The organism is Pantoea sp. X-Soil-OKNW-556, from assembly GCF_059730695.1.
The window spans coordinates 4,405,470-4,420,011 of the sequence record NZ_AP035990.1; the positions used below are offsets into that span (position 1 = coordinate 4,405,470).

Consider the following 14,542-nt stretch of genomic DNA (forward strand, 5'->3'; position numbering starts at 1 on the left):
TGCTTAGACGTTAAGCAGTTACAAAACGCGCATTTTACAGACCGCTTTACCGGCTTGCTGAACCGATTAAGTAAACTTTTTTCTTATGACATTGTCATAAGCGGCTTTTCACCGCTTATGAGGTGTGACTTAGTGTGCCTGGTCCCAGTTTTCGCCGGTACCGACCTCAACCTGCAACGGAACGTCCAACTTCATGCTGCTCTCCATCAATTGACGGATCTTGTCGCTGGCGCTGTCCACCGCGTCCTGATGAATCTCAAACACCAATTCATCGTGCACCTGCATGATCATTTTGACGTTGTCGTCATTTTGTTGCAGTAACCAACCATCCACCGCAATCATCGCACGCTTGATAATATCCGCCGCCGTTCCCTGCATCGGGGCGTTGATCGCCGCACGCTCTGCTGCTTTACGGCGAATCGCGTTGCTGGAGGTGATGTCCGGCAGCCACAAGCGACGACCATCCAGGGTCTCAACATAGCCTTTCTCCGCCGCCAGCTCCCGTGTCTCTTCCATGTAACGCAATACGCCCGGATAGCGTTCAAAGTAGAGATCCATATACTTTTTCGCTTCACCGGCACCGATATTCAGCTGGCGCGACAAGCCAAATGCACTCATCCCGTAGATCAAACCAAAGTTGATCGCTTTCGCGCTACGGCGCTGTTCACCAGAAACCTTACTCAGCGCCACTCCAAACACTTCTGCTGCGGTAGCACGGTGAATGTCCTCCCCTTGCGCAAAAGCGTCCAGCAGCCCCTTATCCTGCGACAGATGCGCCATAATACGCAGCTCAATCTGTGAGTAGTCCGCCGCGACAATGCGCTTATCCGGTCCGGCAATAAACGCCTGGCGAATACGCCGTCCTTCATCGTTGCGTACCGGGATATTTTGCAGGTTGGGATCGGTGGATGACAAACGACCGGTTGCCGTAACCGCCTGGTGGTATGAAGTGTGCACTCGACCGGTGACCGGGTTGATCATCAGCGGCAATTTATCGGTATAAGTTGATTTCAACTTCGACAAACCACGATGTTCCAGTATCAACTTCGGCAACGGATAATCGAGCGCCAACTCCGCCAACACTTCTTCACTGGTTGATGGCGCGCCACCCGGGGTTTTCTTCGTCGGTTTGATCCCCTGCTTTTCAAACAGAATGGTTTGCAACTGTTTGGTTGAAGAGAGGTTGAACGGCTCACCCGCCAGCTCGTGCGCTTGCTGCTCCAGCTCAGCCAGACGTGTTGTTAGCTCCTGGGAATGTTTTGCCAGGATGTTCTGATCAATTAACACGCCATTGCGTTCTACACGGGAGATCACCTTCAGCAGCGGTATCTCGATCTCTGTGAAGACTTTTTTCGGACCCGCTTCTTTCTCCAGCTCCGGCCACATTTTCAGATGCAACTGCAAGGTGACATCCGCATCTTCTGCGGCGTAATGCCCTGCCTGCTCGATGGCAATCTGGTTAAAGGTCAGTTGATTTTTACCTTTCCCGGCAATCTCTTCAAAGGTGACGGTTTTATGATTCAGCCAGCGCGCTGCGAGGCTGTCCATATCGTGCTTCCCACCCACGCTGTTCAGACAATATGACTCCAGCATGGTGTCGTATTTAATACCGTTCAGCTCGATGTCATAGTTCTTCAGAACGCCGCGATCGTATTTGAGATTTTGCCCGACTTTGGCGGCGCTGCTGTCTTCCAGCAAAGGTTTCAGTTGAGCCAGTACTTCAGCTCTGTCCAGCTGATCAGGAGCATCAAGATAATCATGGGCCACCGGCAGATAGGCAGCTTCACCTGGAGCCACAGCGAAGGCGATACCCACAATGTTGGCACTCAGGGTATCCAGCGAATCGGTTTCCAGATCGAAAGCAAACAGCTCGCTTGTTTTCAGCTTGTCTAACCAACTCGCAAAGGTATCTTGATCCAGAATGGTGACATAACCATCAGATGACAACACGCTCGCCGTTTCGGCTTTGGCCACAGGCTGATCCGGCAGTGCTTGCGGTGTCTGCGCGTTACCCTTTTTGCCCTGCAACCATTTTCCTTCTTGCAGATCGACCAGCCAGCGCTTGAATTCATACCGGCTGAATAGCGTCTGTAGTACGGCGACATCCGGATCATTCACCGTCAGCTGCTCACAGCCGAGTTCCAGTTCTACGTCGGTTTTAATGGTTGCCAGCTGATAAGAAAGGAATGCCACGTCACGATTCTGTTCCAGTTTCGCCGCCATCGTTTTGGCACCACGAAATGACAGGTCGGCCACTTTTTCCAGGTTGTCATAGATAGATTGCATGCCACCCAGCCCTTGCAGCAGAGCCTGCGCAGTCTTTTCACCCACGCCGGGTACGCCAGGAATGTTGTCCGAGCTGTCACCCATCATGGCGAGGAAATCGATAATCAGTGCGGGTGGCACACCATATTTCTGCTCAACCTCTTCTGGCCCGAGCACCGTATTGGTCATGGTGTTGATCAGCGTGATGCCAGGCGTGACCAATTGGGCCATATCCTTATCACCGGTACTGATCAGTACCGCTCGTCCCTGCTTTTCTGCTTCAAGTGCCAGCGTGCCGATGACGTCGTCCGCCTCCACACCGGTTACCGCCAGCAGTGGCAAGCCCATTGCTTTAACCATTTCATGGAGCGGTTCGATCTGCGCACGCAGGTCGTCAGGCATAGGGGGGCGGTGTGACTTGTAGTGCTCGAACAACTCATCGCGGAATGTTTTTCCTTTCGCATCGAAGACCACAGCAACATGGCTGGGTTGGTACTGCATCAACAGGCTTTTCAACATGTTGAGAACACCATACATGGCGCCAGTTGGCTCGCCTGCGCTGTTGGTCAGGGGCGGAAAGGCATGATATGCACGGTAGAGATAGGAGGATCCGTCTACCAGAATCAGGGGATTTTCTGCAATGTGCGCCATAAGTTTGATTTTTCTTCGTTGCGATTAAGAGATGTATAAGGATGCCATAACCGGAGACGAATGTTGAATTAGCACCAGAAGATGTGATGCTTTTTCCTCATTACGCGGGGTGGATCGCAGGGATCTTATTGTGGATAACTTTGTGCGTAAATTTCATAACGTATTGTTATTTCCTTTGAACACAAGTAAATAGCCAGTAAAAACTGATGTTTTTCATATAGTTATTAAGTTTCTGTGATAGCAAGCATCTTTTTGAAAAGATGATCGTCCATGTGGATATTAACCACAAGGTTTGCAGCAGGAAGGTAAATAAAAGGCTGAGGGATAATTGAAAAACGCCGACATAGCCGGCGTTTTAACTGCTTAAATTAATTCTTCTCGACGAGGAATTTCACTACGTTGGCGTAATCTGCCACGAAATTGTCCATCGAACTGGTATCAAGGCCACCGTTGTTAACCATGTATTTGCCATTGATAAACATCGCCGGTACGCCCTGGAGATTTACATCGGAAGCGGCTTTCTGCTGTTGCGCAACCAGCGCTTTAACCGCAAAGCTGTTCCACGCTGCATCGTAATCTTCAGAGGTAATCCCCGCAGCCTTAATAAAGGTATCTTTCAGGCTAGCCGCATCAGTGACCGTCTGAGTTTTCTGGATACCATCAAAGATTGGAGCCGTGACTTTATCCTCTACACCCAGCGCCATTGCCACTGCCCACGCGTGCGTCACTACCGGGCCAAAATCACCACCCAGGAAATCAACGTGATATTTAGTTACTTTGGTGTTGGCAGGCAGATTCTTTTTCACGGCATCGCTGACATGATAAACGCGTTCGAATTGATAGCAATGCGGACAGAAGAAAGAGAAAAACTCCATTACCTGCGGTTCACCGGCGATGGGTTTCGGCAGCGTGACATACTGTTTGCCATCGGTAAATTGTGCCGCGGAGGCGCTAAATGCCAGCATTAAACCTACCAGCGCGAACCAAATCTTTTTCATCGTGAAAAATTCTCCTGACTGCTTCATTAAAATTGCGGGCTAAGCTGCAACGGCGGTTCGTGTAACAGCTTTTCCTGCTCGGTAAAAAGTGTAATTTGCCGACGCCAAAAATCTTCATCGGTCATCCACGGAAAAGCACGCGGAAAAGCAGGGTCCTGCCAGCGACGCACGACCCAGGCTAAATAATAAACCATGCGCATCGCGCGTAAAGGCTCAATCAGTGACAATTCATGTATATCAAAGTCACTGAATTCATTGTAAGCCTCCAGTAAAATATCCCACTGGATAAGTTGTTCCTGCCGATCGCCATTCACCAGCATCCACAGATCCTGTACCGCCGGTCCGGTACGTGCATCATCAAGATCGACAAACATGGGGCCATCACGCCATAGAATATTGCCGGGATGGCAGTCACCATGTAGTCGCAATGGCTGCCAGCGCGTGTGCCATATCTGATGCAGCGTGTGACTCAATCTGTCTATCGCCGCCATCAGTTGTGCTTTGAGCGCATCCGGCACCAGCATGCTCTGCTCGAGCTGTTGGCGCGGCTGTAAAATATATTCATCCAGTCCGATGGTTGGACGTTGCTGAAAGTCTTTTTGGCGACCAGTTTGATGAATCCGCCCCAGAAAGCGACCGACCCACTCCATCTGTTCTTCATTATCGGTTTCGTACTGCCGCCCACCCAGACTGGGAAATACCGCGAACATAAAACCGGCATGGTTGTTCAGCGTATTTCCCTGTAACGTCAGAGGTGCGGCAACCGGCACTTCATCATTCAGTAAATCGTGCGCAAACTGGTGTTCTTCCAGGATTTGGCCAGCGCTCCAGCGCTGCGGGCGATAAAACTTCACCACATAGCGACGTTTCTCATCATCACTGAATTGATAAACGCGGTTTTCATAGCTGTTGAGGGCGGTTAAGCCAGATTCTACGCGCAGACCCGTGTCCCAAAGTGCATCGAGGATCACATCTGGGTTCAACGTCTGGAAATTAAAGGTGGCTTCGCTCATCATTTCGCCTGTGTGTTACCTTTGCTTTAATGCGCAAGGATAGCACTACTCATCGTCCTTAATCACACCGCGTGCGCGTAATAGCGCGGTTTTAAAGTCCACTTCATAATCCTTTTTCAGACCGGGAATCTCAGCATCACTGCCTGCATCACGCATTTTGAGATGGTAAATCAATATGTCATCGGTTAATTCACTTAATGGGCCACTGAAACCTGATTCCTGCGCCAGTTTTTGTAAAAATGCCAACAGGTTAAGATCAGACTCCTTCTGCCACGCGGGTTGCAGAAGTTCGAGCAGTTCGTTGAGACGGTGATATTTCATCATTTTTTCCTTTATGCAGGTGTGAGGCTGCCAGCCTGTAAGTATCGTCCACTATTGATAAGGAGACGAAGATGACAGCATTAACCGGCGTGATTCTGGCAGGTGGCCAGGGGCGCCGTATGGGCGGTGAGGATAAAGGATTGTTGCTGTTGCAAGGTGAACCCCTTTATCAACACGTTCTGCGCCGTTTTCGGCCACAGGTCAATATTGTGTTGATAAGCGCCAACCGCAACATTGATCGTTATCAGTTAAGCGGTTGTCAGGTTGTCAGCGACTCGTTGCCGGATTACCCCGGCCCTCTGGCGGGAATGCTGAGCGGTTTGCGTCACAGCCCGTCTGAGTGGGTGGCATTCTGTGCCTGCGATACCCCGTGGATCCCTGATGATTTCGTCGCGCGCTTATGGCAAAGCAAAGCCGATGCCCCGGCGGTGTGGGTGAAATCATCCTTACGCGATCATCCGGCACTGGCTTTAGTTAATCGCTCTTTAGCCGATGCACTCGAAGCCTGGCTGTTGAGTGGGGAACGTCGTCTGATGCAGTTTTTACGGGAAAGTGGCGGCCATGCGGTGACCTTTCCTGATCCTGAATCGGCATTCCGTAATATCAACACGCCAGACGACTTACGGGATGAGGAAATACCATCATGACGATACCTTTGCTGGCGATTGCTGCCTGGAGCGGAACGGGTAAAACCACCTTGTTGGAAAAAGTGATCCCATTGCTGAAAGCACAAGGGATCCGCCCGGGACTGATTAAGCACACGCATCATAATATGGACGTTGATACGCCGGGAAAAGACAGTTTTCTGCTGCGAAAAGCGGGGGCGGATCAGGTGATCGTTGCCAGTAATCAGCGCTGGGCATTGATGTGCGAGACTCCAGATAAGCCCTTAACTCTGCATCAGATGGCGGCACGAATGGACAGTTCTTCGTTGGATTTGGTACTGGTTGAAGGATTCAAAGACGAACCGGTTGCTAAGATCGTGTTGTGGCGCACAGGTGTGAAGGGGAATATTACCGACTTACTCGATGATTACGTGATTGCGGTGGCGAGTGATGTGGAAGTGGCGTTGCCAGTGGCCGCTCTGGATATTAATCAGCCACAGCAGGTTGCCAATTTCATTGCTGAATGGTGTTTTTCACAGAAAAATCCGTGATTTTTTTCTGATACGTATCATATTCGTCGCGATGCGATTTATCGCGCGGGTTTCAGCGCAGCTTCACGTAAAACCTGCGCGATAAATCGCGCCGCTACGGGGATATTGACTGGTTTCCAGACGTAAAAAAGCCCTGAACTTTCGTTCAGGGCTTCTTCACTTATTTGATGCCTGGCAGTTCCCTACTCTCGCATGGGGAGACCCCACACTACCATCGGCGCTACGGCGTTTCACTTCTGAGTTCGGCATGGGGTCAGGTGGGACCACCGCGCTACAGCCGCCAGGCAAATTCTGTTTATCCGTACCGCCCTCACAGGCCATACGAATCAATCCGTTCGAACAATGCTGAAAATTTTCGCGTCTCTCAACTCAAAACGCCTCTGGCGTTGTAAGGTTAAGCCTCACGGGTCATTAGTACCGGTTAGCTCAATGCATCGCTGCACTTACACATCCGGCCTATCAACGTCGTCGTCTTCAACGTCCCTTCAGGACTCTCAAGGAGTCAGGGAGAACTCATCTCGGGGCAAGTTTCGTGCTTAGATGCTTTCAGCACTTATCTTTTCCGCACTTAGCTACCGGGCAATGCCATTGGCATGACAACCCGAACACCAGTGGTGCGTTCACTCCGGTCCTCTCGTACTAGGAGCAACCCCCCTCAATTCTCCAGCGCCCACGGCAGATAGGGACCGAACTGTCTCACGACGTTCTAAACCCAGCTCGCGTACCACTTTAAACGGCGAACAGCCGTACCCTTGGGACCTACTTCAGCCCCAGGATGTGATGAGCCGACATCGAGGTGCCAAACACCGCCGTCGATATGAACTCTTGGGCGGTATCAGCCTGTTATCCCCGGAGTACCTTTTATCCGTTGAGCGATGGCCCTTCCATTCAGAACCACCGGATCACTATGACCTGCTTTCGCACCTGCTCGAGCCGTCACTCTCGCAGTCAAGCTGGCTTATGCCATTGCACTAACCTCCTGATGTCCGACCAGGATTAGCCAACCTTCGTGCTCCTCCGTTACACTTTGGGAGGAGACCGCCCCAGTCAAACTACCCACCAGACACTGTCCGCAGCCCGGATTACGGGCCTACGTTAGAACATCAAACATTAAAGGGTGGTATTTCAAGGTTGGCTCCACGCAGACTGGCGTCCACGCTTCAAAGCCTCCCACCTATCCTACACATCAAGGCTCAATGTTCAGTGTCAAGCTATAGTAAAGGTTCACGGGGTCTTTCCGTCTTGCCGCGGGTACACTGCATCTTCACAGCGATTTCAATTTCACTGAGTCTCGGGTGGAGACAGCCTGGCCATCATTACGCCATTCGTGCAGGTCGGAACTTACCCGACAAGGAATTTCGCTACCTTAGGACCGTTATAGTTACGGCCGCCGTTTACCGGGGCTTCGATCAAGAGCTTCTCCTTACGGATAACCCCATCAATTAACCTTCCGGCACCGGGCAGGCGTCACACCGTATACGTCCACTTTCGTGTTTGCACAGTGCTGTGTTTTTAATAAACAGTTGCAGCCAGCTGGTATCTTCGACTGGCTTCAGCTCCGGGAGCAAGTCCCTTCACCTAATGCCAGCGTGCCTTCTCCCGAAGTTACGGCACCATTTTGCCTAGTTCCTTCACCCGAGTTCTCTCAAGCGCCTTGGTATTCTCTACCTGACCACCTGTGTCGGTTTGGGGTACGATTTCGTGTTACCTGGAGCTTAGAGGCTTTTCCTGGAAGCAGGGCATCAGTTACTTCACCACCGTAGTGGCTCGTCATCACGCCTCAGCCTTAAAGCATTCCGGATTTGCCTGGAATGCAAGCCTACACGCTTAAACCGGGACAACCGTCGCCCGGATAACCTAGCCTTCTCCGTCCCCCCTTCGCAGTAACACCAAGTACAGGAATATTAACCTGTTTCCCATCGACTACGCTTTTCAGCCTCGCCTTAGGGGTCGACTCACCCTGCCCCGATTAACGTTGGACAGGAACCCTTGGTCTTCCGGCGAGCGGGCTTTTCACCCGCTTTATCGTTACTTATGTCAGCATTCGCACTTCTGATACCTCCAGCAGACCTCACAGTCCACCTTCAGCGGCTTACAGAACGCTCCCCTACCCAACAACACATAGTGTCGCTGCCGCAGCTTCGGTGCATGGTTTAGCCCCGTTACATCTTCCGCGCAGGCCGACTCGACCAGTGAGCTATTACGCTTTCTTTAAATGATGGCTGCTTCTAAGCCAACATCCTGGCTGTCTGGGCCTTCCCACATCGTTTCCCACTTAACCATGACTTTGGGACCTTAGCTGGCGGTCTGGGTTGTTTCCCTCTTCACGACGGACGTTAGCACCCGCCGTGTGTCTCCCGTGATAACATTCTCCGGTATTCGTAGTTTGCATCGGGTTGGTAAGCCGGGATGGCCCCCTAGCCGAAACAGTGCTCTACCCCCGGAGATGAATTCACGAGGCGCTACCTAAATAGCTTTCGGGGAGAACCAGCTATCTCCCGGTTTGATTGGCCTTTCACCCCCAGCCACAAGTCATCCGCTAATTTTTCAACATTAGTCGGTTCGGTCCTCCAGTTAGTGTTACCCAACCTTCAACCTGCCCATGGCTAGATCACCGGGTTTCGGGTCTATACCCTGCAACTTAACGCCCGGTTAAGACTCGGTTTCCCTGCGGCTCCCCTATACGGTTAACCTTGCTACAGAATATAAGTCGCTGACCCATTATACAAAAGGTACGCAGTCACACCCGAAGGTGCTCCCACTGCTTGTACGTACACGGTTTCAGGTTCTGTTTCACTCCCCTCGCCGGGGTTCTTTTCGCCTTTCCCTCACGGTACTGGTTCACTATCGGTCAGTCAGGAGTATTTAGCCTTGGAGGATGGTCCCCCCATATTCAGACAGGATACCACGTGTCCCGCCCTACTCATCGGACTCACAGAATGTGCATTTTCATGTACGGGGCTGTCACCCTGTATCGCGCGACTTTCCAGACGCTTCCATTAACACACAAACTGATTCAGGTCCTGGGCTGTTCCCCGTTCGCTCGCCGCTACTGGGGGAATCTCGGTTGATTTCTTTTCCTCGGGGTACTTAGATGTTTCAGTTCCCCCGGTTCGCCTCGTTAACCTATGTATTCAGTTAACGATAGTGCATAAATGCACTGGGTTTCCCCATTCGGACATCGTCGGCTGTTGCGGTTCATATCACCTTACCGACGCTTTTCGCAGATTAGCACGTCCTTCATCGCCTCTGACTGCCAGGGCATCCACCGTGTACGCTTAGTCGCTTAACCTCACAACCCACAGACGTTTTCACGCATGCAGACTGCAAGCATTTGAGAGACTCGAACACATCGCTTTCATTTCTTATTACGGAGAAATGAAACAACGTGTCGTTTCAAATTTTCAGCTTGTTCCGGATTGTTAAAGAGCAAATATCTCAAACATGACTCGTAAGCCAGTTTTGAGATACTGAGCAGCGACACCTTTCACCTGTCACCAAGCAAGTGGCGTCCCCTAGGGGATTCGAACCCCTGTTGCCGCCGTGAAAGGGCGGAGTCCTAACCGCTAGACGAAGGGGACACATGAAGTGTCACGACTTCGCAGCCGTCTTGCTCATTACGTTTTCATCAGACAATCTGTGTGAGCACTTCGAAGGAAAGTATCTTCAGGTAAGGAGGTGATCCAACCGCAGGTTCCCCTACGGTTACCTTGTTACGACTTCACCCCAGTCATGAATCACAAAGTGGTAAGCGCCCTCCCGAAGGTTAAGCTACCTACTTCTTTTGCAACCCACTCCCATGGTGTGACGGGCGGTGTGTACAAGGCCCGGGAACGTATTCACCGTAGCATTCTGATCTACGATTACTAGCGATTCCGACTTCATGGAGTCGAGTTGCAGACTCCAATCCGGACTACGACGCACTTTATGAGGTCCGCTTGCTCTCGCGAGGTCGCTTCTCTTTGTATGCGCCATTGTAGCACGTGTGTAGCCCTGGCCGTAAGGGCCATGATGACTTGACGTCATCCCCACCTTCCTCCGGTTTATCACCGGCAGTCTCCTTTGAGTTCCCGACCGAATCGCTGGCAACAAAGGATAAGGGTTGCGCTCGTTGCGGGACTTAACCCAACATTTCACAACACGAGCTGACGACAGCCATGCAGCACCTGTCTCACGGTTCCCGAAGGCACTAAGGCATCTCTGCCAAATTCCGTGGATGTCAAGGCCAGGTAAGGTTCTTCGCGTTGCATCGAATTAAACCACATGCTCCACCGCTTGTGCGGGCCCCCGTCAATTCATTTGAGTTTTAACCTTGCGGCCGTACTCCCCAGGCGGTCGACTTAACGCGTTAGCTCCGGAAGCCACGCCTCAAGGGCACAACCTCCAAGTCGACATCGTTTACAGCGTGGACTACCAGGGTATCTAATCCTGTTTGCTCCCCACGCTTTCGCACCTGAGCGTCAGTCTTTGTCCAGGGGGCCGCCTTCGCCACCGGTATTCCTCCAGATCTCTACGCATTTCACCGCTACACCTGGAATTCTACCCCCCTCTACAAGACTCTAGCCTGCCAGTTTCGAATGCAGTTCCCAGGTTAAGCCCGGGGATTTCACATCCGACTTGACAGACCGCCTGCGTGCGCTTTACGCCCAGTAATTCCGATTAACGCTTGCACCCTCCGTATTACCGCGGCTGCTGGCACGGAGTTAGCCGGTGCTTCTTCTGCGGGTAACGTCAATGATGATGCGTATTAAACATCATCCCTTCCTCCCCGCTGAAAGTACTTTACAACCCGAAGGCCTTCTTCATACACGCGGCATGGCTGCATCAGGCTTGCGCCCATTGTGCAATATTCCCCACTGCTGCCTCCCGTAGGAGTCTGGACCGTGTCTCAGTTCCAGTGTGGCTGGTCATCCTCTCAGACCAGCTAGGGATCGTCGCCTAGGTGAGCCGTTACCCCACCTACTAGCTAATCCCATCTGGGTTCATCCGATGGTGTGAGGCCCGAAGGTCCCCCACTTTGGTCTTGCGACGTTATGCGGTATTAGCTACCGTTTCCAGTAGTTATCCCCCTCCATCGGGCAGATCCCCAGACATTACTCACCCGTCCGCCACTCGTCACCCAAGGAGCAAGCTCCTCTGTGCTACCGTTCGACTTGCATGTGTTAGGCCTGCCGCCAGCGTTCAATCTGAGCCATGATCAAACTCTTCAATTTAAGTTTGATGCTCAAAGAATTAAACTTCGTAATAAATTACGTGTTCACTCTTGAGACTTGATATTTTTTAAGTCCGTAGACTTTTGATATCAATCCTGCGAGTGCCCACACAGATTGTCTGATAAATTGTTAAAGAGCAGTGCGAGCAGCGGGTTAACCGTCTGTCGCGAGGTGGCGTATATTACGCTTTCCTCCTTCAGAGTCAATCTCTTTTTCGAGATTTTTCTCTGGCGGGATGAATCACTTCGTCCCTCGCTGACCGTCTGCGTTGCCGCTTTGCCGTGTCAGTGGAGGCGCATTATAGGGAGATAATTCTGACTGACAAGCGTTTATTGCAAAAAATTGACTGAGCGCTACTTTTTTATACGAACGATTTAAAAACAGGCATTTTGCGATGAAGAAACAGCCAAAAGCGCCGCCCTCTCGGCACAAATCATCGTAATGGCCTCAAACGTAAGTGCTATCCTGTTGGTCCAATCGCAGTTTTTCCCCTGCTGCAGACAGAATTTTATTAAAGAAGGACTTTAAATGATTCGCTCCGCGCGCAGTATGGCCGGTTTGCCCTGGATCGCCGCTATGGCATTTTTCATGCAATCGCTTGATGCCACTATCCTCAACACCGCGCTCCCTGCCATTGCGACCAGCCTCCAACGCTCTCCCCTTGCCATGCAATCCGCCGTTATCAGCTACACACTGACCGTAGCGATGCTAATTCCTGTCAGCGGCTGGCTGGCAGATCGCTTCGGTACACGCAAAATCTTTATCCTTGCAGTAACCCTGTTTACCCTCGGTTCACTGGCCTGCGCCTTGTCTGGCAGCCTGAGCCTGCTGGTAATTTCGCGCGTGGTGCAGGGGATTGGCGGAGCCATGATGATGCCCGTTGCACGACTGGCGTTGCTGCGAGCCTATCCACGCAGTGAATTACTGCCGGTTCTCAACTTTGTCACCATGCCCGGTCTGGTTGGGCCGATACTCGGTCCCATGCTCGGCGGCTTGCTGGTCACCTATGCCAGTTGGCACTGGATTTTCCTGATTAACATTCCCATCGGCCTGCTTGGTATCTTTTATGCGCGCAAGTACATGCCGGATTTCACGACACCCAAACGCCGCTTCGACTTTGGCGGCTTTGTGTTATTTGGCGTAGGTTTAGTGTTGATCTCGATTGGCATCGAACTGTTCGGCGAACGTATTGTGTCGCCCTGGCAGGCAACCGCCGTCCTGTTTACCGGTGTATTGTTGTTGCTTCTTTATATAGTACATGCGCGCCGCCATCCGGCACCGTTGATCAGTTTGCCGATGTTTAAAACCCGCACCTTTTCCATCGGCATCATTGGCAATATCGCCTCACGTCTTGGAACTGGTTGTATTCCCTTTCTGATGCCGTTGATGTTGCAGGTTGGCTTTGGTTATCCCGCGATTATCGCCGGTTGCATGATGGGGCCGACCGCCATCGGTTCGTTACTGGCGAAATCCACCGTTACCCAAGTCTTGCGACGCTTTGGTTATCGCCACACGCTGGTCGGTATTTCAGTCATTATCGGCTTCCTGATTGCCTCCTTCTCGCTGCAAACGCCAGGAGGAAGTGTGTTATTGCTACTGCTGGCGTTGTTTGTGCTGGGAATGGCAATGTCGACACAGTTCACGGCGATGAACACCATCACCCTGGCGGATCTGAATGATGAGAACGCCAGCGGTGGCAATAGCGTGCTGGCGGTAACGCAGCAACTGTCCATCAGCTTTGGGGTGGCGGTGAGTGCCGCCGTGTTGCGCTTTTATCAGGAATTTGACGGCACCACGGTGCAACATTTCCATGCCACCTTCCTGACGATGGGGGTGATCACGGTACTGGCCGCGTTTACCTTTATGTTGCTGCGCAATGGCGATGGCCGCCATTTGATCACTAACCGCGATAAAAAGAAGAAAAGCGCTTAAACCGAACCGCGCTCCACCAGCTCCGGCGTCAGGACCAGCGTTTGCTGACTGGCGTCGGGATCGCTCATGCGATGAATCAGGGTATCAATCGCCAGCTCTCCCAACTCATCCTTTGGCTGATGGACGGTGCTTAACGGCGGCGTGAGATAACGCGCCAATTCAATGTTGTCGTATCCCATCACCGCAATATCCTGCGGTACGCGCAGACCAGCCTGAAACAGCGCATGGTAGACACCCACAGCCATCGCATCATTGCTGGTAAAGACCGCTTCCGGCAGCGGATCCAGCGTCAGCAACTGATTCATGGCGTTAAAACCACCCTGAAACTCAAAGTCACCATCAACGACGTAGCCCGGCAGCACCGGCAATCCACTGTTGGACATTGCTTTCTGGAAGCCATCCAGACGCAGTCGCGCCGGGGTTTTATCCAGCGGCCCGGCAATGCAGGCAATACGACGATAGCCACGATCGATCAGATGCTGGGTGGCCATCTCACCGCCCAGCAGCGCGTTATCCTGAATAATGTCGCCACGCCCTTCAAACGGTGCCCAATCCATCATCACCATCGGAATCGACGGATAGCGATTCAGAATATCCGCCGAGGGCAGGTGGGTTTCCGTACACATGATCAGCAGGCCATCAACGCGCTTTTGCAACAGCGTTTCCAGGCTGCGATTCATGCGCTCCTCATCACCTTCGGTGTTACACAGAATCAAACTGTAGCCACGCTCATAACAACTGTTCTCAACGCCGCGCACCACTTCGGAATAGAAGGGGTTATTGCTGGCCGTCAGGAGCATACCAATGGTGCGTGTCTGATTTATTTTCAGGCTACGTGCGAGGGCAGATGGGGCGTAATTCAGGGAACGGATGGCCTGCTCCACCTTTTCACGCACCTGCTCGCTAACAAAGCGATTGTTATTAATGACGTGTGAAACGGTGGAGGTGGAGACGCCCGCGAGACGGGCGACATCTTTCATGGTAGCCAAACGC

8 protein-coding genes, 1 tRNA gene and 3 rRNA genes are annotated in these 14,542 nt (G+C 52.0%); 3 read left to right on the forward strand and 9 right to left on the reverse strand.

Features of this window, described 5'->3' with window-relative positions; translation table 11 throughout:
- Positions 1 to 129 precede the first annotated feature (129 nt).
- The 4 genes from polA to AC6I8T_RS20580 all read right to left on the reverse strand — a co-directional run bounded on the left by polA (position 130) and on the right by AC6I8T_RS20580 (position 5,248).
- Complete coding sequence (polA, locus tag AC6I8T_RS20565) at positions 130 to 2,916, reverse strand: DNA polymerase I (RefSeq protein ID WP_497834272.1); 2,787 nt, start codon at positions 2,914 to 2,916, stop codon at positions 130 to 132.
- Positions 2,917 to 3,284: 368 nt separating this feature from the next.
- Positions 3,285 to 3,914 (reverse strand): thiol:disulfide interchange protein DsbA, encoded by a 630-nt coding sequence (dsbA, locus tag AC6I8T_RS20570; protein ID WP_021186430.1) that lies wholly within the window; start codon positions 3,912 to 3,914, stop codon positions 3,285 to 3,287.
- Positions 3,915 to 3,940: 26 nt separating this feature from the next.
- A complete protein-coding gene (locus tag AC6I8T_RS20575; RefSeq protein WP_021186429.1) occupies positions 3,941 to 4,927 on the reverse strand; it encodes a serine/threonine protein kinase in 987 nt (328 codons plus the stop codon).
- 45 nt (positions 4,928 to 4,972) lie between these two features.
- The gene (locus tag AC6I8T_RS20580; protein WP_021186428.1) at positions 4,973 to 5,248 is read right to left on the reverse strand and encodes a YihD family protein; all 276 of its coding nucleotides are present in this window, start codon (positions 5,246 to 5,248) and stop codon (positions 4,973 to 4,975) included.
- 71 nt (positions 5,249 to 5,319) lie between these two features.
- Between AC6I8T_RS20580 and mobA the strand changes: the two genes are divergently transcribed.
- The gene (gene mobA, locus AC6I8T_RS20585) at positions 5,320 to 5,895 is read left to right on the forward strand and encodes a molybdenum cofactor guanylyltransferase MobA (protein ID WP_021186427.1); all 576 of its coding nucleotides are present in this window, start codon (positions 5,320 to 5,322) and stop codon (positions 5,893 to 5,895) included.
- Positions 5,892 to 6,404 carry a molybdopterin-guanine dinucleotide biosynthesis protein MobB gene (gene mobB, locus AC6I8T_RS20590; RefSeq protein WP_208724444.1) on the forward strand — a complete coding sequence of 171 codons (513 nt, stop codon included), beginning with the start codon at positions 5,892 to 5,894 and terminating at the stop codon, positions 6,402 to 6,404. Before mobA ends, mobB begins: the two co-directional genes overlap by 4 nt.
- 169 nt (positions 6,405 to 6,573) lie before the next feature.
- Here the strand turns inward: mobB and rrf are convergent.
- From rrf to AC6I8T_RS20610, 4 genes are all read right to left on the reverse strand, one after another.
- Positions 6,574 to 6,689: ribosomal RNA gene (gene rrf / locus AC6I8T_RS20595) — 5S ribosomal RNA — on the reverse strand.
- Positions 6,690 to 6,794: 105 nt separating this feature from the next.
- Positions 6,795 to 9,696: ribosomal RNA gene (locus AC6I8T_RS20600) — 23S ribosomal RNA — on the reverse strand.
- A gap of 214 nt (positions 9,697 to 9,910) precedes the next feature.
- Positions 9,911 to 9,985, reverse strand: a tRNA-Glu gene (locus tag AC6I8T_RS20605).
- 90 nt (positions 9,986 to 10,075) lie between these two features.
- A 16S ribosomal RNA gene (locus tag AC6I8T_RS20610) occupies positions 10,076 to 11,617 on the reverse strand.
- Together the 16S, 23S and 5S rRNA genes with 1 tRNA gene alongside form the textbook arrangement of a ribosomal RNA operon.
- A 528-nt stretch (positions 11,618 to 12,145) precedes the next feature.
- Here AC6I8T_RS20610 and mdtD point away from each other — a divergent pair.
- A complete protein-coding gene (mdtD, locus tag AC6I8T_RS20615) occupies positions 12,146 to 13,549 on the forward strand; it encodes a multidrug transporter subunit MdtD (RefSeq protein WP_208724445.1) in 1,404 nt (467 codons plus the stop codon).
- On the opposite strand, the gene rbsR is transcribed toward mdtD, so the two are convergent.
- Positions 13,546 to 14,538, reverse strand: a complete 993-nt coding sequence (gene rbsR / locus AC6I8T_RS20620; RefSeq protein WP_367998811.1) for a ribose operon transcriptional repressor RbsR — start codon at positions 14,536 to 14,538, stop codon at positions 13,546 to 13,548. The genes mdtD and rbsR overlap by 4 nt on opposite strands.
- Positions 14,539 to 14,542: the final 4 nt, after the last annotated feature.

Bases quoted from the DNA above. Each gene is read 5' to 3' on its own strand.
- dsbA (WP_021186430.1), bottom strand. From the start codon at position 3,914: ATGAAAAAGATTTGGTTCGCGCTGGTAGGTTTAATGCTGGCATTTAGC.
- mobA (WP_021186427.1), top strand. From the start codon at position 5,320: ATGACAGCATTAACCGGCGTGATTCTGGCAGGTGGCCAGGGGCGCCGT.
- AC6I8T_RS20575 (WP_021186429.1), bottom strand. From the start codon at position 4,927: ATGAGCGAAGCCACCTTTAATTTCCAGACGTTGAACCCAGATGTGATC.
- mobB (WP_208724444.1), top strand. From the start codon at position 5,892: ATGACGATACCTTTGCTGGCGATTGCTGCCTGGAGCGGAACGGGTAAA.
- AC6I8T_RS20580 (WP_021186428.1), bottom strand. From the start codon at position 5,248: ATGAAATATCACCGTCTCAACGAACTGCTCGAACTTCTGCAACCCGCG.
- mdtD (WP_208724445.1), top strand. From the start codon at position 12,146: ATGATTCGCTCCGCGCGCAGTATGGCCGGTTTGCCCTGGATCGCCGCT.
- polA (WP_497834272.1), bottom strand. From the start codon at position 2,916: ATGGCGCACATTGCAGAAAATCCCCTGATTCTGGTAGACGGATCCTCC.